The organism is Microbulbifer sp. NBRC 101763 (genome assembly GCF_040371615.1).
Lineage (GTDB): Bacteria > Pseudomonadota > Gammaproteobacteria > Pseudomonadales > Cellvibrionaceae > Microbulbifer > Microbulbifer variabilis.
Genome location: NZ_BAABQV010000015.1, coordinates 1 through 17713 on the forward strand (window position 1 = coordinate 1; position 17713 = coordinate 17713).

Consider the following 17713-nt stretch of genomic DNA (forward strand, 5'->3'; position numbering starts at 1 on the left):
TGACAGGTACTGTACCTCACGTCGGCGGGCCGATCCTCAGCCCAGGTGCTCCAACGGTCATTATCGGCGGAATGCCCTCAGCTACGGTTGGCAGTGCCTGTACCTGTGTAGGACCACCAGATACTGTGGCTATGGGCAGCACTACCGTACTGCTGCAAAAGAAGCCTGCTGCCCGCATGGGAGATACAACTGGCCATGGCGGCAAGATTGTAATCGGATGTCCGACAGTTTTGATTGGCGGTTAAGTTTCACGTCATCATTGCTTATCAAGGTGTATTTATTATGAACCGATTAAACCGTCGACCAAGAGCAAGCAGGGGTGAAATAAAGCCGAATATATTATTTATAGGGCAGCGAGATGATCTACTCGCTGTGTGAACCAATTACAGTTATTACCTAAAAATAAGGGATCATAGGAGAATCGTCATGGCAAAACTAATTAGTCGCAGCATTAAGCATGGGGTTAGCTTTTCCGTGTTGGTCGAGGATGATGCATCGGCCCTCTTTCAAACGAAAGTAAAAAAATCATGTGGATATTGGCTGGATGAAGCACAGGCAATTCTGAATCGGGCGATGAAAGTATGCGCCACAGCTCTTGTTACCCCTGATAAGGTTCCAGGTACATTTCATAATTTACTTTCTTACTACTTCGGCCTTCCCGCAGATAGTTCATCAGAAAAATACATCCCTTGTTTAAACGCGATAATTTCTCGGTTAAATAGAACTCAGGCGGGTTTGAAAAAGGGGGTGGAGCTTGCAGACAGGGAACAGATGCCCATCGTGGCAAAACTTCAGACTTCTGTCATGAAGAAAATAGGTTGGGGGGACCCCACGGATAATATGGCGGGTTTTGTGTGGGTGGACATTTTTGAAAGCGTGCCCAATTATATTTCAAAAACATATAAGATGAAGAAAGCGCAATGGCAAGGGGGCAACAGCTTAATCTCGATGTTGGGGGGAAAACTCAATGGAGGGGGCTATATGAAGCCTCACTATCACCCCGTCCATTTGAATTTCAAAAAAATTTGGCCAAAAGGTGATATATACTGCACCGTCACTCTGATACACGAGGGGACACATAAATTCGCGGATACAGTGGATCATGAGTACTTCAAGGATGATGGAAGCATTGTGGATAAATTAGATGAAGAAATCGGTAAACTTGGTCCTTTATATCTTAATATTCATAAGGACAAGTCTAGTGATGAAGTATTCAAAATCGTTGAGCAAGAGGCATTAAAAATGTTACGTGGACAAGATAATGCGGCTAGAAAAATGCAAGAAATTGGTGTGATGAATGCGGTGAATAATGCAGACTCACTGGCATGGTTCGCGTATGACGTAGCACAACTTCCCACTGAGCAAGAAGTTGGGAAAGTTGTAGGAAATATTTTGGGTAATCGAAAAATACATCCGAGCTTGCTTAACCAATAAAGAAAAATCCGGGGGACAGTTCACTTAATTTTAAATCATTGAAGAATTTCCTTTACTGCAATAGGATATCCTAGCCCGTATTTAAGTGAACTGTGCCCAGAATTCCAAGCGTACCCTAAAAAGGACGACGGGTAGTTACCAATATCGAAGGTATCAATCACAATAAGTTTGCAGAACTAACCAGCATCCCCCGCATTATGCTAGAACAGATTCTCAATCTGCGTATATCATAATGAGGAGCTCGATATTGAGAAGAGGGCGGGCCTACAGAAGCAAAGTATTTGGGAGACGTCAGGCAATGATGTCTTTATCGATGAGATATAAAACCACTTCCTATCTGGCCGCGAGAAGCTCAACCCAGAATGGAAGCGCTGCATTACTGAGTACCATCACAACGGCCTCAAGCAATCCGCTGTTGGCCGCGATCATCATTAGGGCTCGACTTGTTGCAGTTGTCTGGGGGAAGATCAAGTGATAGCGCGCGTCGACGACCAATACATCATTGTTCAAAATACTATTTTTCTATTAATTGCAATCTATTGATGCATAATTTATTTTCAAACTCGCCTCGTTCTCCCTGAAACTGCACGCTTTTTATCATCGGTGTGAACATATTCTTTATCAGTAGTACACAGTTTCCCATGTCCTAGGTCTGCCGATAGGTCTTTAAGATCTCTACTTTCTGCATCCATTGAGGCACCAGTATGACGAAGCCAATGAGTCGATGTGGCCAGGAGAACTTTCGCATCATCCTCAAAACCATCTCGCGTTATCTTTTCACTAGCTAAATCAAATGCCTCTTGAGTAAGTATCGTAATTGTTCGTGCCCATAATCCTGGATAAAGACATCTGGCGACTGAATACTCAGGTAGTGAACAGTAATTCAATGGAGCTGCCGCAAATCGGTAGCTGAAAACTGTACATCTCCCTATGGATTTCAGTTTTCCGACTTGGTATAGATATTGTTAGAGCACTATACATTATCAGCTGGTTAGCAATCAGGAAACTGTTTAGCCTGCTAGCAGGCTATCTCTGAATATGGCTGATACACAAAGGCAAGGCTGAATGATTATAAGTTATCAATGAGCTAGTGATTTGAAATCCGCGAGCCTAGCCAAAATTAAATAGAGCGAAAGGGGCCCACCCCGAAGGGTGGGAAATAGCTTAATGAGCTTGATGTTCTAAAGCGTTTAGGAAAGTTGCAATATCATCTACTTGTTGTGTGCTTAATTTCTGTCCCAATTGGTACCAAGCCATATCGTAAATTGCCTGCTCAATGGTTTCTACACGCCCGTCGTGGAAGTAAGGAGCGCTTCTGCTTACATCGCGTAGCATTGGAACTTTAAACATCATTTTATCTTTTTCAAGGCCTGTAACTTTATAACGACCTAAATCTTCTTGGTGTGGATATTGGTTGACTAGCCCCATCTTCTGGTACATGTTTCCACCCAAGGTTGCACCATTGTGGCATGCTGAACAACCAGTGTTGATAAAGGTTTGCAAGCCCTTTAACTCACTTTTTGTCATAGCCTGATCATCGCCACTCATAAAATCATCAAACCGATCATTCGTAATCAGGGTGCGCTCAAATGCAGCTATGGCCTGAGCAATATTGTCGTAAGAGATAGCATTTTCTTTACCAAAGGCGTGTTTGAAACTTTCTTGATATTCGGCAATTTTTGAAATCTTTGTCTCAACAGACTCTTCTGAAGGCATTCCCATCTCTACAGGGTTTAGAATTGGACCTTTAGCCTGTTCCTTCAGGTCCTCTGCGCGACCATCCCAAAATTGAGCCATCTGGAATCCTGAATTCCAGACCGTTGGAGAGTTTCGATCACCCTTGGTACCAGGTAAAGCTCCCGGTGATGTCGTTTCATTGTCAACGCCCGAGCCGTTGTAGTTCCCTACTTGATGGCAGCTGTTACAGGATTGGCTATCATTGACTGAAAGCCGTTTGTCCATGAACAGTGTTTTTCCAAGCTCAACCATAGCTGGGGTGTCATTCTCACTGCCTGGCATAGTTTCTGAGAGAGTGCCGAACATAATTTTTGATTGTTGACGTAATTGATTTATATCAACTTCGGCCGTTGCCGTTGTTGATAGCAAGCTTGCTGCCGCTATCAAGCCGCCAATGATTGGAAGCTTTAGATCTCTTTTCAAAAATATTTTCTTAATCACTTTGGTATCTCTCCCACTTCTCAAAAAACAATGAAAACTAACCTACTTTAAATCAAAGTTAGGCGGTGCCACTATATAGGGTAGCTCGTTCAGCTGATACCATGATTTAACAAAAAATTTGTTGATTTTTAGAATATCCAGAATTGTTCACAAAATACTTTTCGAATATTATTCAGATTATCAAGCTACCGGGCTTAACAAGAATCTCTTTGATCCATCTCTTTAGTGAAATTGGTTACTTTCCCAATTAGCACTCCTAGTTCGCCTTTTCGGAGAATTACATTTTATAGCCACCTGAAAATCTCTGTCGATACTCCCTAGGGGAGAGGCCGGTCTGTTTGTGAAACATTTTCCGGAATGCGCTGACATCCTCATATCCCACTTGCCAAGCGATCTGTTCGACTTGCAATGTGCCTGTTTCCAATAGTTCGCGAGCTTTTTGCAGACGTTGCTGTTGAAGATATTCGGCGGGTCTATAGCCGGTAACCTTGTGAAATCTTCGTAGAAAGGTACGCTCGCCCAGGTTGACGAGTTGAGCCATATCTGCAACAGAAATTGGTTGTTGATAATCCCGGTGAATTTGCTGCTGTACTTTTAAAATTGCTTTATCACCATGATCTACAGGAGGTAGAAAACTGCGGTAATAACTTTGGTAACGGGTTCCCGTATCCACCAACAGGAAACGTCCCAACTCCATCACTATATGGGGAGGCATGTATCGTCCGACCAGATGTAACCCAAGGTCAATCCAAGACATTACACCTCCTGCGGTGACAACATCCGGGTCTGCAATCAGGATAGAATCGATATTCAGCTCTATATCCGGGAACTTCTGCTTAAAGGCATCGGCCAGTCGCCAGTGAGTGGTCGCCTGGCGTCCATCAAATAGTCCTGCGTCGGCCAACATAAAAGCCCCTGCACAAGTGGAACAGGTTACGGCCCCCTCCTTGTGCGGAGATTGCGGTGGTTTGTGGAATACTATCAACAGGACATAAATTCAGCAAAGAGGACGAAATACACTGGTGAGTCCTGATCAAGCAGAGGTAATTAGGTTGAAGAAGTTTTGCTTATTAGCAAGTACCTGTGGTGTAGCATGCCTCGGTAATAACAGCTGTGGTACGATTAAGAAGATAATCCTCTTCAATTTTATGCGGGAGGGTACCCTAAGTAATAGTTACAAAATAGCTAAGAGCTAGCAGATTATGGAGGGATATGCTTCTGGAAATTAGCATGCTAATAAACTGTATACTTTGAGGTGTAAATATTTCTATTGTAAACAATAACTAGATCAAAAATTACTTCTCCCGAACCATCTTGGCAGGAAAAGAATTAAAGGAGAGTAAGTTAGTTAAGAATTCCTTGATGGTGCCTGCCAAGCATAGTTTAATACTCAACCTGTAGAGAAATAAAGTTAAATCTTTAGCTGTATCTAAGATTAATGGTTTTGGTAGTAGAGATGAAAAACGATAAAATAAAAAAATATTTTGATGGGGTGGTTGATTTTGTTTTCGCCATAATCCTTTATACGCGGGACACTTCAAAAAGGTCGAGCGGGTTTTTCCGATGTGTCGGCAAACGGTCAATCGACACATTCACGCCTTGGTGTAGCGAGTAGGGGGCGCCCCTTTGCGATTCATTTGTTGTTACACGGACGGCCGTTGAATTACGCATGTCAGTTGTTGAGGCACAAATCGGTGGACAGTACAGACATTTACACTAATGTGCTGACCGACGATGGGGCGCATTTTTTGGAAGGGGTGGACTTTCATTAGGCACAATAAAGTCCGTCGTTACTACTGGCGTTGTTATACATCTACATCCCTTGATACATAGAGTGTAAAAATATTCTTAGCAGCTGAACTATGTCTTTAACACAAATTAATAATTTAGGGAAACCTGAGCTGAGCGAGCGTATTGCCCAGTTTTCTAATCTAAATAAGAATGTTTCTGGTGTGTTTCGAGGTGTCTACACCAAGACGAATAACCAATGGTCCATGCTGCAGGCTGTTATTACCCTGGATGACAGCACGATCCAGCCCGAGGTTAAATCCTGCCAATATCGATACCCTGAATACCAGTTTATTTGCCAGTCAATTAGTGGATTTACCTTGGCTGAGCTCATGAGCAGTCTTGATGAGAACGTCGATGTGCCTCTCTCCGGCATTCCCTTGTTTGGCAAGCGTGAATCAAGCCCGAATTGGACAGAGAATCTGATTCCGAGTCACGCCCATGATGGGCAATTCCCTAAGCGACGCTTTTCTGCCCGTGTATGTTCCGATGTACATTGCCACGATAGTAAGTTGGTGGCCCATGGCATGCCATTCCACATATCGGCCTTTGAGCGGATAACGGAATTTCTCGGGCTGGGTAAGTTCCATGGCTCCAGTGATGGCAGAAAAGGCGAGTTGTGTATTGATATCCCTGATCGGCGAGGTCGTCTGATAATGTCCGCTCAAGATATTTGCTTTCACACCAATGTGAGCGATACGTTGTCCGTGGTAGGGGCTATTGACGATGAGCCTGTTGCTTTAACGAGCCCGCTGGAGAAGTACGGCTTTGAGCCGGAGAAGGCCATGGATGTGGAGCTATGGCTGGTGACGCAGACTAATGAAATTCTTGACTACTGTTCTTCAACCGAATGGGAACATCGATACGGAGCTGAATCTAATAATACGGACTTGGAAAAGCTACTGGGCATTATCTCAGCAGGGGAGAGTGAACATTGCGAGTTTAAAGCCTATATAGATCTTGTCACCAAAAAGAACGCCAAAGCTTGGGACATAGATAAAACGGTGTGCGCGCTTTCGAATCACCAAGGAGGAAAGCTGTTTATCGGCGTTGACGATGAAACCCGTATTATTGGCATCAATGAGGGGTGTCAAAAGCACTACCAGGGGAAATCGGATACAGAAAATGCCGAGTCTTACCAAAAAGCGATCGTGAAACGCTTACAGGAATCACTGAACAAAAATCAGTGTTTCGATACCTATTTAATAGAGCACAACAAATTGTTTGTGTTAGTCGTAGATGTTCATAAAGCCAATGGCCTAAATTATCTACTGGCCACGAAAAAAGCTTATATTCGACGCGGAGCCTCTTCCCCGAAGATGACGCCGACGGAAATGCAGGCCTTTCCTGTAGCGCGGGATGTGCTTGGACGAGAATTGTTGGCAGCCGATGTTGGTTCTGAGTGGGGAGCTTACTAATGGTTGATACCAATGTACCGCTAGCGCGAAAATTTTCGCTGGTTACTCCCAATAAAGATAGTGAGTTTGAAGATGGTTGGCGTGAAGCCTACGGGGCTCAGAAGTATCCAAAAATTTGGACTGACTTAGAGTCTGAGTATCGAGTGATTGTGCTCGCCGATGCAGGCGCAGGAAAAACCCATGAAGCGAAAAACAGAGCGCAGCGAGGGGATGAAGAGGGCCGCCCCAGCTTTTTCATCCGCATTGAGGATATCGATGCGGATTTTGATGAGGCATTTGAAGTCGGTACATCAGAACAATTTGAGGAGTGGCTTGCCTCCGTTGATGAAGCTTGGTTTTTCTTGGATTCTGTAGACGAAGCTAGGTTGGACAATCCAAGGGCATTTGAAAAAGCGATCAAACGTTTTGCAAAACGTATTCGCCCGGCGATGTATCGCGCACATATTATTATCACCAGTCGCCCTTATGCGTGGCGTTTTAAAAGCGATACGGAGTTGGTTGAACGGCACCTACCTTTTGAGGCACTGAAAAAGGAGCCGAAACAAGAGGTAGAAGATGCTTCGTCGGAAAATAATGAGAAAGAAGAAAGCCCGGTCAGAATTTACAGGCTGAAAGCATTGGATGTTGATGACATCCGTTTCTTCGCTCGACACCAAGCTACTCCTGATATTGAACAACTAATCGTTGATATCCAGCGTGCTAACTTGATGGAAATGGCATCCAGGCCCTTTGACCTTGGGGCATTGCTGTCCAAGTGGCGGTCAGATAGAGAGCTGGGAGGTCGTCTGCAATCGTTACAGCACATGGTGGGCATTCGACTGACTGAGATCGATCCTGATCGAAAAGAGCGTCAACCTCTCAATAAAGAGCGAGCACGTGATGGAGCTTGTCGATTGGCCGCTGCGGTTACCCTGTCCAATGAGGCTGGTATTTTGGTGCCGGATATTGTCCACGAGAAAACGGGCATTGATGCTGAAATAGTTTTGGCTGACTGGGAAAACCCAAACGATGTGCGAAAGCTACTTGAGCGAGGCATCTTTAATGACATCCTTTATGGTGCGGTGCGTTTTCGGCACAGGGATATCCGTGAGCTGCTGGCGGCTGAATGGCTCCACCACCTACTGCAAACAGGTAACTCCCGACGAAAGATCGAATCACTTCTTTTTCAGGAGCGATACGGGGAACAAGTCGTTGTCCCGCGATTTCGACCCATTCTCCCATGGTTAATTCTCTTTGATGATGCTATACGAGAACGAGCGCTTTCGATACACCCAGAGATCGCCGTCGAAGGTGGCGATGCCGCTTATTTACCGCTGACCATCAGACAGCAAATTCTCAACGATATCGTCAGCCGAATTGTTGCTGACAAAGATGATCGTGGTGCTCGTTACAATGGGGCGATAGCACGAATTGCCCAGAAAGACCTATCTGATGATGTTCTGCGTCTTATCACAGAGCATAGTGCCAACGACGATGCGATTTTCTTTCTGGGAAGACTCGTCTGGCAGGGTGATATGGAAAATTGCATCGAGCCTTTAATTTCGATAGCTGTAGACTCAAACAGAAATATTAACCCACGAATAGCTTCTATACGGGCGGTGGCGACGGTTGGCTCAAGGGAAGAACTCGTATCGCTGTGGCTGTCTGTTAATACCAAGCCGGAGGTCATTCCTCGCAGACTACTCGTCGAGTTGGCAGAGGAAGCGGTCGTTGACGATACAACTGTAGATTTATTGTTGGGCTCCCTTGATAAATTACCTCCCTATGAGAAATACGAAACATCGGGTTTGGACCGAGCCATTCATACATTCATCGATAAGTTCTCAGGGCTCAGTTCTCAAGAAAGTGAGCCATTGTTGGCAAAGTTGTGTGTTGGCTTCAATGAACTCCTGAGCCGAGCTCCTCATCACCAGCGCCGTGAGTGCCGTGTGTCCACGGAGTTTAGCTGGTTGATAGGGCCCGCTATTCAAGTCATAGAGCGCCTAATCTCAGATCGCGCTGATGCGTGCTTTGACAAAGATGTCATTGAGATACTCCTAAAAATACCGGCTATTCGCGATTGGGCTGGAGAACAAATCAATGAATACAAAGATAAGCTCCACGAGTTGATACCCGCATGGAAAGCATTCAACGATGCCTACTTTTGGCGAAGTATTGAAGAAGCAAGAGTAAAACTTACTGAAAAAGACAAGCGACTTACAGATGTGTGGGAAGTACTTTGGCGTGGGCATTATTGGCAATTTGAAGCGGGCAGTTTTGTCCGTGTTTTAGAGTTTATCACAACCAAGCAGTTTGAAGATGATCAGCTGATTGCACTTTCATTGGCGTTTCGAATCTATGTGCAGTCTGATCGGCCTGCTGAATGGAAAAGTCAACTTGAGGAAGTGGTAGTAGGTGAGAAGGCCTTAGCGGCTAATCTACAGAAGCTGCTTAATCCGCCGGTAAATGAAGCTCATGATAAGTGGGAGCGAGAACATCTAGAGCGAGAACGGCAATATAAGAAGGAAGGAGTTGAACGAGAGCTGAAAAGAGCTCAATGGATTGAAGGACTACGTGCTAATCCCGAGGTAGTACGAAACCCACCAGACGTTCCTCCAGGGGAGTGGACAAACGATCAGTACTGGTTATTTCTTGAGGTTTATGGAGAGGGGTTGAGAACCTCTCGTGCTAAAGATTCAAATTGGCATTCGCTGGTCGATGAGTTTGGTGTAGATGTAGCCCGTGCGTTTCGAGACTCTGCAATCAACCATTGGCGGCTGTACAAGCCTGAGCTTGGATCTGAAGGTGCTGACATCTCATCTAAGCCTTACTCGCTGATCTTTGCTATGTTGGGCCTGGAATATGAAAGCAGGGAGGTGGACAACTTTCCTTCCAATTTGAGCAAAGCCGAAGCTTCCCTGGCATTGCGTTATCTGACGCGAGAATTCAATGGGTTTCCTAGTTGGCTTGAAACCATGCATAAGGCTTACCCAGAGCAGGTTCTCGAAGCCGTCTGGCAAGAACTCCATTGGGAGCTGGTCAATACACGCGTTGATAATCCGATGCACTATATCCTACAGGACACTGTATACCATGCGCCTTGGCTCCACGGTCAGTTAACACCTCTTCTCCAGCAATGGATTGAAGAAAATCCCGATTCAGATTGGGAGGTGTTGCGCCACTGCTTTCATATCTTGGATACCGAACAAGTTCCCCTCGAATGGTTGACCTCTTTCGCTCAATCAAGAGTGACTGCTAGCGATAGCGCAGAAGACTTTGCCAAATGGTATGCCCTATGGGTGGATACTGATCCTGAAACTGGTATTGCTGCGGTCAATTCTTGGCTTGGAGGCATGGAACCTGATGCAGCAACATTAGCTGCGCAACGGTTTGTTGTACAACTTCTAGGTAGCAGGAGAGGGCGGGTTGGTTGGGCATTTGCTCAAAAATTTAAGACTGTACCTTACCTTACTGAGCTTTACGTTCTGATGCACCAATACATCCGCGTAGAAGATGATATTGATCGGGCAGGAGGGGGCGTTTATTCACCTGGCTTACGAGATGATGCTCAAGATGCCCGTAGCCAGATGCTTAACCTTCTGACAGAGATTCCAGGTAAGGAGACCTATAGTGCTCTACTGGATTTGTCTCAGTCTCATCCGGTAGAAAGCCATCGTGCGTGGATGCTTAAGCAAGCGAGGCGCCGTGCAGAACAAGATGCGGATGATCTTCCTTGGACTAGTGGGCAGATCTATGACTTTTCCTCACTAATGGAGAGAGAGCCTGCTACGCATCGACAGCTTTTTGATCTTGGAGTGTTACATCTCAACGACTTCAAAGATTGGCTGGAGCAGGGGAATGATAGCCTTTATGCAACCTATCAAAAAGCCAGCGATGAAACGGAGATGCGTAAAATAGTCGCTTATTGGATAAATGGACATGCGCAGGGGCGTTATACCTGTGCTCAAGAAAACCCATTGGCTAACGAACAGCGGCCGGATATCTGGTTGCAACATCCTAATGTACTATCGCCAGTACCTATTGAGTTAAAGTTGCTGGATAAAGGTTGGTCTGGACCGTACCTTTGCGAGCGCCTTCGTAACCAGCTAGCAGGTGATTACCTACGAGAAGAGATGGCCGGCTGTGGAGTTTATCTATTAATTTGGAAAGGCTCTAATCCGGGGCGTCGATGGGAAATTGATGGTAATCGAGTAGAGGTGTCAGGGTTACAGATCGCACTTACAAACCACTGGAAGAGTATTTCTCACGAATTTCCTAATGTTACTTCGATTGAAGTCATCGTAGTAGATCTCACGATAAGGGCCATTAAATCAGATTTAAAATTCCCTCAATCTCCAGCAATGATTCCGTTTTAAAATAACTGATCAGTTAGCCTATGCACTAAAGAAAAAATAGATATAACAAATGATTGAAACACACAATCCATCCAAAAATACCCCCCCTCTGTATGAAACGAAGACTGTACCTTTCGATAAGCTGTCTGCTAATGACTTTGAAAAGTGCGTTTTCGCGTGTTTTGTTGCCATTCAGTCGTATCAAGAATTGCGGATTGACGGCCAACCAGCAGGAAGCGGCGATGGGGGGTTCGATGTCTACGGAGTGGCGGTAAATACAAACAGAAAGCTCTGCATCCAATGTAAACGACAAAAGGCTAGCCTAGGGCTTCCCCTGTTGGCGAAAGAAGTCGCAAAGGTAGCATTAACCGCCAGTCTTGAGAAATCTGATGTTGGAGTCCACTTTTTCATCTGTACTGGGGGGATTATGATAGAAAGAGACGTAAAAGTTAAGCATATCAGCGTAGTTAAAAGTAAGTTTTTTGAGAAGGCAAAACGCGAATGGTGTTAGCCAGCTAACAAGGATTAAGTAGTAATATGGGAAAAAAATCATGGCTAGACTTCTGGCGATCGTAGAGGTTGAGAAAAGACAATCTATTCGGTGCTGTGCAGAGGAGTGTAATAGACCTGTATATAAGCGTATTCACGTTATTGAAGAAGATGATAGATCCATCCTGGTTTTGGGCTCTAAATGTTACGGTATATTGTATAAAGGTCAGCTTTCAAGTGAGGCGGTTTACACCGGAGATTGCTCGCGAAAGTTGACAGAGGAAGAGCGCCGGCTACTCGTAGAAAATACGGAAAAGTTGATCAAAGCCTTTCACCAGGAAAGAGAATCCATTATAAATAAGTCGGTCCAGGAGCCACAACATAAACCAGGTGTTGGTAAGCAGGATTTTGGAAAGCAAGTGGATAATCATGGAAGGACTGTTAAATGCCATTTCTGTGGTAAACCCATGATAACCGAGCTACCGCACACGCCTGCGATTGGTTTCAAATTCCAGCAATGTAAAGCCAATAATGTGACGGTTTCTCTGGCGACGCGAAAGAAGAACGCTTTGCGCCGGAGTAAGCTCTTAGCCAGCAAGGAATAGTTGGGAATATGGTTGGTGTTGGGATCGAGCTGAAGCCAGGACCCAAGCTGGAATAGCTGATCAGCGAGGCAATAGAGCAGATACATGCGAGGGCAATCCGGGTAGCCATCAAGCAGGTGTGTATACAGGCTGCGGGGAAGGATCGTGAAAGCCCGATGACGATACAGCACCGTAACAACTACTGCGTATCATCTCGCCGGACATCAAGAGAGCGATAGCCTTTTTAGTATCTCTTTCTCCCTTTCCAGGTGATTGATGCGGGTTTCAAGCTCCTGAATTTCTTGCTGTTCAGTGGTAAGCGCTTTAGTTGCAGGCGTCTCTCCACTCCACTCTGCCTCTATTGCGTCGTAAGCGGTCATTTAGCTTTCGTAATTCTTTTAGGGACATATCTGGGCTAAATAACGTAACAGGCTTTCAGCCAGTCCCTTAAGGAATCTGGTATATTCTTTTGACTCTCGATACGCTGCCAGTAATTAGCTCCCTCAACGATTGGGGAATCCAAGTCAACAAAGGGTACCATTGGCACATCGGCCAGTAGTGCGTGTTCTTCTTCACGGAATATATCCCCGTCTAAGTCAAACTCATTGTCCAGTTCAATGCTGAACTCGGGGGAAGGATCTTCGCCAAAGGCTAAGAGGAGGCTACTCTCCTGGTCCATTTTGTCGACGTAACCATAGAGATCACTCATCACTTCTTCAAGGGTTTCACAAGCAGCTGCAAAACTCACATCGTTGATCTCAGAAGTGGGCGCATGCAGAAACAGTGCCTTTGTTTGGCCTGAGATCTCGATATCTTCCAATAGCGCCATTGCAGTTTCGTGCCAGGCATGCATAAAAGTCCTGTTGCCGTATCTAGGAACACCAGCTACGACCACAAGTTCCACATCAGGCTCCGTAGCAGCAATCAAGTTTAAATAAGCATCGGGCTTTTTGTCTCTAACGATGAGCAGGTCAGCCAGTTTCCCCTCTTCGATGGTTCCGAGCTGGTCGGCCCAGCCAGTGACGTGCGCAGCGCCTGCGGTGACGGCATGCACAAGGTCATAACTACTGAAAGGGCTACCCTGTTCGCTGTTGGCATGAGCAGCCACCTTGAGTTCCTGTAATAGGTTCTTGCTACCGGTGGGAGTCCAATCGCACCCGATGCTGAATTTCACCCCCGATTCTTTGAGGGAGTTGAGGTCTATGGTCCTGCCATAAAGCAGTTGGTTGCTGAATGGCGACCACACGACTTTGGCACCCTTTTCTGTCAGGTATTTCAGGTCCTGAGCAGCCAATCCCAGACAGTGAATTCCAACTAGGTTTTGGTTGATAAGATCGTGATCCTTGAGATTAAAAAAGTGTTGGCGGGCGGCCTCATCAATGCCTTCGCTGAGATGGTAGAAATAGGCTCCCTGGCCCGGGCGGTTGAGCAATCTGCGGAAACTGTCGATGCGCTCTTGAGCTGTGGCCCCCCCTACATGGAGGTCAGGTACGCGGGTGCCTGCAGGACGCAGGTTGTCATTGAGCGGCTCTTCAACGTTTCGCATGGCACCAATAAACAACTTGCTGCCACCTTTAACGCGGGTACGTATACCTTGCCCGGTAGTGGTACCCCCCAATAGTGCCTTGGTCTCAACATAACGCACCAACGCTTTTGCGGATGGACTGTACTTCCCAATCACTGTTTTAATGGGCAGCCGAACCCCCGACCGATATTCGGAATGGCGTGGCCATTGCGATCGGTTTTCGTAGCTCGCTGGTACGACCCACAGGGGCAATACGTTGTATACAAAGTGATTGTGCAGATCGATCATCCCAGGGTAAATACTGCCATGTGTTTCGATTACACGATATTTTTGGTGCGCCTCGATGATGTCTTCAGCACGTTCGTAAATGCGGGCGATGGTGCCGTCTTCGATGAGAATGTAGCCATTGGGGATTACAGAATGCTCTACGGTCATTGTTACGATGCGCCCGCCAAGCAAGTATGGTTTGTGTTGACTCATGGTGTTTCGTCCAGTGTTTGAAAATCCTCATCGTCTTCCGTCCAAGCGAGATCACTCTCTCCTTCGCGTTGGAATTGTATGAATTCCATTTGGGCGCGCTTCTCCTCCATTAACATTCCGACAGGAGAATCGGCCGTAAGGCTCATGTGATCGCTTAGGGGCACGAGTTCATTTTCATAGTCACACACCCCAACCTCCATCATCGGGCAAAATACACATCCCCCTTTGGGGCGCAGCAGGTGGCCGGTGGTTTCATTTAAAATGACGTTTCCAAGCTGGGCCTCCTCCACCATTTGATTGAGTACCTTCTCACGCACTTTGCCAAACGAGCTAGCATTGCCGGTAATGTGGTGTGAAAAAATTACACGAGCGGTTAATTCTTCTCCGTCAGGTAGCTCTCCGTACTTGAGCACATGTTTACGGTCGAGCAGGTCATTGATGCTCTCTCCAACTTGTGGGTCACCCATTATGAAGCGGTCTTTCATCTCAGAAATAAAGGCCCGCGCGGTGGTTCCACTTATAACCACAATTATCTTTGGTAGGCTCTGGAAGAATTGGCGCAGAAAGTATTGCCGATGATGGAAGCATTCATGAACTATGCCCTTTGTTTCTTCATTACTCATCACGAGGTCATCAGGGTAACGATTCCTCGGGCGGGTCATCCACACGGCTGATGGACATGCCACCATGTTTATGTACGCTAAGTCCTCCCCCACACTGAGTTTGTGATCGGCCCAGTCCATGCGTTTAGCCATATCATCCAGCATACTCTGAAGCTGGTTGTAAAACGTGACCGGCTGCTTTTGCAGCGGTACAGTACGTTCGCCGTCCTGTTGGGGCACGTTGAGGTCGGTCCGCAAATCTGGTGGCCGCTCCTCCGAGGCTATGTCGTATTGATCGAACTTCTCGTCGGGAATCTCAAGCTTGTCCGTGCTGCGGTAACGAAAGTAATGCGCGAACTGCTTATAATCGTCAAAGAGTGGGTAAACTGAATTCTTACGCGAGCTGAAAAAGCCAGGCAAGTTTGGATTGATGCCAATTGCCATTATGGGCGATTTTCGGCACCCACTGAGCACCTCCGGCGTGAGCGGGGCCAGCCCGACGTATTGTGATGGTTGTTCAATTCCCGGCTGGGCGGGCGGTCCGTCTTCTTTATAGTCGTAGCTGTGGTAATTACCCCACTTGCGGAAATAAGTACAGGCATGTTTCTTCCCCGAAGGCTCTTGCGCGGTGCGCATAGCATTGCAGGGCATAACTTCGTAGATGAGCTCTACTTCAGTAGGGAGTTTAGACTTGATCATGTTCCTATCCTTGGAGAGTGATTTCCTTACAAAACTTAATGGTTGGAAGATCAAACTATTGTAGCAACATCCCAGTCCTTACGGGTTATACAGTTAATTCTGGAGTAATAGATCTTTATGCTTGACCATAGTTGGGTGTTAAAATTTACGTTAAAAAAAATATTATAATCATCCTGCTTAAATTATTTAACCGCGGACAATTAGTTCTATTCCAAATCACCCAAAGCTTCTTCAAGAATCTCTTCCGGAGGGTCCTCATAGATCAATGTTGTAGATGGGTTAACGTGTCCAGCAATTTTTTGAGCTATTTTGACTGATTTTTTCTGTTTATGAATCACATTAGTGATTAGTGATCGCCGACCACTGTGTGAGCTGGCTTTTTCTATGCCAGCCCAATCGCGCAGCATCAAAGCCATGTGCTCTTGGAGTGTATTAGGAGAGTAGGGGCCACCTTTTTGGGTGATAAAGAGAGGGGAAGAGGGCTTTAGTCTTTCCCCCTTACCAAGCCGTAAGTTCAAATACCGAATAAGAGCATTGCGGAGGTCCAGATCGACCATGGGGAGATCCCGCGATTTCCCTTTATGGTGCTTAACTGGCGGGTAAAAGTTTTCAGGGTTAACGTCAGCGCCAGATTTTGCTAAAGCTTCAATTTGCCGAACCACTTTGTCAAAACTCTCGATATCAAAGCTAATTGTTTTGCGTTGGTAGTGGCTTTTGGAGCGCCCCATGGCATCTGCACCCTTGGTATAGGCTGCAGGTAGGCTCATCACTTCCAACAATTTGAGTTCAGTGCCCATGGAATTAAGTTTGGCAACTTCCTTCACTTGTAGAAGAGCAATCTCCTGAGCACGTAGCCCCAGTTTAAAGCTTACCTGCATGATGGCCGTGTTCTTTTCTGGGTGGCGGCGACCCTGGATCACTTGGAAGAGGTTATTTTGTTGTTCTCGTGTAGGGACGCGAGCTTGGCCGGATTTGGGCATGGAATACCTCAGAGCAGGGGTAAAATATAATCCGTAATAATGATATTTTAACGGATTATGGCAGGGTATCTAGCTTAAATGCTAGATCTATAAGTGGCTGTTCGAACGAAAGCCATAAGTGTACTTAGCTTATAGGCGCTTTTTTGATCAGCTTCATCCACGTGAAGTTGCCAGTGCATTTATAGGTAGATTCACTTATACACCTATTAGCACGGTTCTTTCGGCCCACTTGTCCAAATGTTTTTCAGAATTGCGTGAGTAATTTGATCTTAGGAAAAGGCTTTGATGCGCTCCGATGATTGTATGAGAAAACACCTGGAATCCTGGAATCCTGGAATCCTGGAATCCTGGAATCCTGTCACCTAAGAGCGCTGCAACCTTGGAACGCTATGACCCTGGAGCGTGGAAACTTAGAACACAGGAACAAAAAATGGAGATTACTCGGTCGGAACTAGAGTAGATGGACACACAATTAAGTGTTTTAGTTGGAAATTAAGTGTTTTAGTTGGAAATTAAGTGTTTTAGTTGGAAATTAAGTGTTTTAGTTGGCAAAAATTAAGTACTTTAGTTGGACGTCCAAAATTGAAAACGTGAGGGGATCAATGGGTTGCGTTAATTCCGATATTTGTGATAATCAACTAAGCCCGTCAACCTGATAGGAACTAACTATATATATTTATTTTAAGTGCTATAAAAATTTATACAAGAGAATTCCACGCCAGTCTTTAACCTCCCACCCCCTTCGAAAAACCCTTATTTTAAAGACCTAAAAACAACAAATATAAATATTTATATTGCCACCTTATAAATATTTATATACACTCTACCTATAAATATTTATAAGGAGATACAAATGGCTTCCGTAATAATTCCGGTAAAAACCAAGGACGAAATCTCAACCAGTGTCAGCATCGACGAAGATTTATATGCACTAATGCTTTGCGATTTTAAAGAGGAGGCAGAGTGCCGCGCATGGGTTAGGGAAGAGGCCGCGCGCTATCCGAAAAGCTATTCAATTACGAGGATGGTAAGGATTCAGGCACTGCACAGAATCGCTAGGCCTTCCCTGGTTAGGAAGGCGGTTGATCAGGAAGCACAAATGGATATTGAGGAAATGTGACGCATTGCTATGCGTTATTTTTCTTCCAGGCAGTGTTAGACATTACTTCGCAAACCTGCAAATTGAAGCTTGTTGAACTCAT

Annotated in this window: 13 protein-coding genes and 1 pseudogene; 7 read left to right on the forward strand and 7 right to left on the reverse strand. The window is 45.6% G+C overall.

What is annotated here, in order from left to right:
- A partial coding sequence (locus ABWV76_RS21680) for a PAAR domain-containing protein (protein WP_353377258.1) occupies positions 1-245 on the forward strand: 245 nt, incomplete at its 5' end.
- A gap of 181 nt (positions 246-426) precedes the next feature.
- Positions 427-1434, forward strand: a complete 1008-nt coding sequence (locus tag ABWV76_RS21685; RefSeq protein ID WP_353377259.1) for a hypothetical protein — start codon at positions 427-429, stop codon at positions 1432-1434.
- A gap of 333 nt (positions 1435-1767) precedes the next feature.
- On the opposite strand, the gene ABWV76_RS21690 is transcribed toward ABWV76_RS21685, so the two are convergent.
- From ABWV76_RS21690 to ABWV76_RS21700, 3 genes are all read right to left on the reverse strand, one after another.
- Positions 1768-1944: a hypothetical protein gene (locus tag ABWV76_RS21690; RefSeq protein ID WP_282953529.1), complete on the reverse strand. Its 177-nt coding sequence runs from the start codon at positions 1942-1944 to the stop codon at positions 1768-1770.
- Positions 1945-2598: 654 nt separating this feature from the next.
- Complete coding sequence (locus ABWV76_RS21695) at positions 2599-3612, reverse strand: cytochrome-c peroxidase (RefSeq protein ID WP_353377260.1); 1014 nt, start codon at positions 3610-3612, stop codon at positions 2599-2601.
- 277 nt (positions 3613-3889) lie between these two features.
- Entirely contained in the window at positions 3890-4597 is a 708-nt protein-coding gene (locus tag ABWV76_RS21700; protein WP_353377261.1) for a GlxA family transcriptional regulator, read from the reverse strand.
- An 877-nt stretch (positions 4598-5474) separates the two neighbouring features.
- On the opposite strand from ABWV76_RS21700, the gene ABWV76_RS21705 reads away from it, so the two are divergent.
- Genes ABWV76_RS21705 through ABWV76_RS21720 form a run of 4 tightly spaced genes read left to right on the forward strand, consistent with a single transcriptional unit; the run spans position 5475 to position 12246 of the window.
- Positions 5475-6818: an AlbA family DNA-binding domain-containing protein gene (locus ABWV76_RS21705; protein WP_353377262.1), complete on the forward strand. Its 1344-nt coding sequence runs from the start codon at positions 5475-5477 to the stop codon at positions 6816-6818.
- Positions 6818-11173 (forward strand): NACHT domain-containing antiphage protein HyoA, encoded by a 4356-nt coding sequence (hyoA, locus tag ABWV76_RS21710; protein WP_353377263.1) that lies wholly within the window; start codon positions 6818-6820, stop codon positions 11171-11173. The genes ABWV76_RS21705 and hyoA overlap by 1 nt, the downstream gene beginning before the upstream one ends.
- A gap of 49 nt (positions 11174-11222) precedes the next feature.
- Positions 11223-11663 (forward strand): restriction endonuclease, encoded by a 441-nt coding sequence (locus ABWV76_RS21715; protein WP_353377264.1) that lies wholly within the window; start codon positions 11223-11225, stop codon positions 11661-11663.
- A 40-nt stretch (positions 11664-11703) separates the two neighbouring features.
- Entirely contained in the window at positions 11704-12246 is a 543-nt protein-coding gene (locus ABWV76_RS21720; RefSeq protein WP_353377265.1) for a hypothetical protein, read from the forward strand.
- A 218-nt stretch (positions 12247-12464) separates the two neighbouring features.
- On the opposite strand, the pseudogene ABWV76_RS21725 reads toward ABWV76_RS21720, so the two are convergent.
- From ABWV76_RS21725 to ABWV76_RS21740, 4 genes and pseudogenes are all read right to left on the reverse strand, one after another.
- Positions 12465-12587: pseudogene (locus ABWV76_RS21725) on the reverse strand (IS3 family transposase); the annotation flags it as partial.
- A gap of 53 nt (positions 12588-12640) precedes the next feature.
- On the reverse strand, positions 12641-14230 hold the full coding sequence (locus ABWV76_RS21730) for an amidohydrolase family protein (protein ID WP_353377266.1): 1590 nt from the start codon (positions 14228-14230) through the stop codon (positions 12641-12643).
- A complete protein-coding gene (locus ABWV76_RS21735; protein ID WP_353377267.1) occupies positions 14227-15531 on the reverse strand; it encodes a hypothetical protein in 1305 nt (434 codons plus the stop codon). Before ABWV76_RS21735 ends, ABWV76_RS21730 begins: the two co-directional genes overlap by 4 nt.
- Before the next feature lie 206 nt (positions 15532-15737).
- A complete protein-coding gene (locus tag ABWV76_RS21740) occupies positions 15738-16511 on the reverse strand; it encodes a tyrosine-type recombinase/integrase (RefSeq protein ID WP_353377268.1) in 774 nt (257 codons plus the stop codon).
- Between the two features lie 853 nt (positions 16512-17364).
- Between ABWV76_RS21740 and ABWV76_RS21745 the strand changes: the two genes are divergently transcribed.
- Positions 17365-17631, forward strand: coding sequence for a hypothetical protein (locus ABWV76_RS21745; RefSeq protein ID WP_353377269.1), 267 nt, complete (start codon positions 17365-17367; stop codon positions 17629-17631).
- The last annotated feature ends 82 nt before the right edge of the window (positions 17632-17713 follow it).

Coding starts and splice junctions, on each gene's coding strand:
- ABWV76_RS21685 (WP_353377259.1), top strand. CDS start 427: ATGGCAAAACTAATTAGTCGCAGCATTAAGCATGGGGTTAGCTTTTCC.
- ABWV76_RS21705 (WP_353377262.1), top strand. CDS start 5,475: ATGTCTTTAACACAAATTAATAATTTAGGGAAACCTGAGCTGAGCGAG.
- hyoA (WP_353377263.1), top strand. CDS start 6,818: ATGGTTGATACCAATGTACCGCTAGCGCGAAAATTTTCGCTGGTTACT.
- ABWV76_RS21715 (WP_353377264.1), top strand. CDS start 11,223: ATGATTGAAACACACAATCCATCCAAAAATACCCCCCCTCTGTATGAA.
- ABWV76_RS21720 (WP_353377265.1), top strand. CDS start 11,704: ATGGCTAGACTTCTGGCGATCGTAGAGGTTGAGAAAAGACAATCTATT.
- ABWV76_RS21730 (WP_353377266.1), bottom strand. CDS start 14,230: ATGAGTCAACACAAACCATACTTGCTTGGCGGGCGCATCGTAACAATG.
- ABWV76_RS21735 (WP_353377267.1), bottom strand. CDS start 15,531: ATGATCAAGTCTAAACTCCCTACTGAAGTAGAGCTCATCTACGAAGTT.
- ABWV76_RS21740 (WP_353377268.1), bottom strand. CDS start 16,511: ATGCCCAAATCCGGCCAAGCTCGCGTCCCTACACGAGAACAACAAAAT.
- ABWV76_RS21745 (WP_353377269.1), top strand. CDS start 17,365: ATGGCTTCCGTAATAATTCCGGTAAAAACCAAGGACGAAATCTCAACC.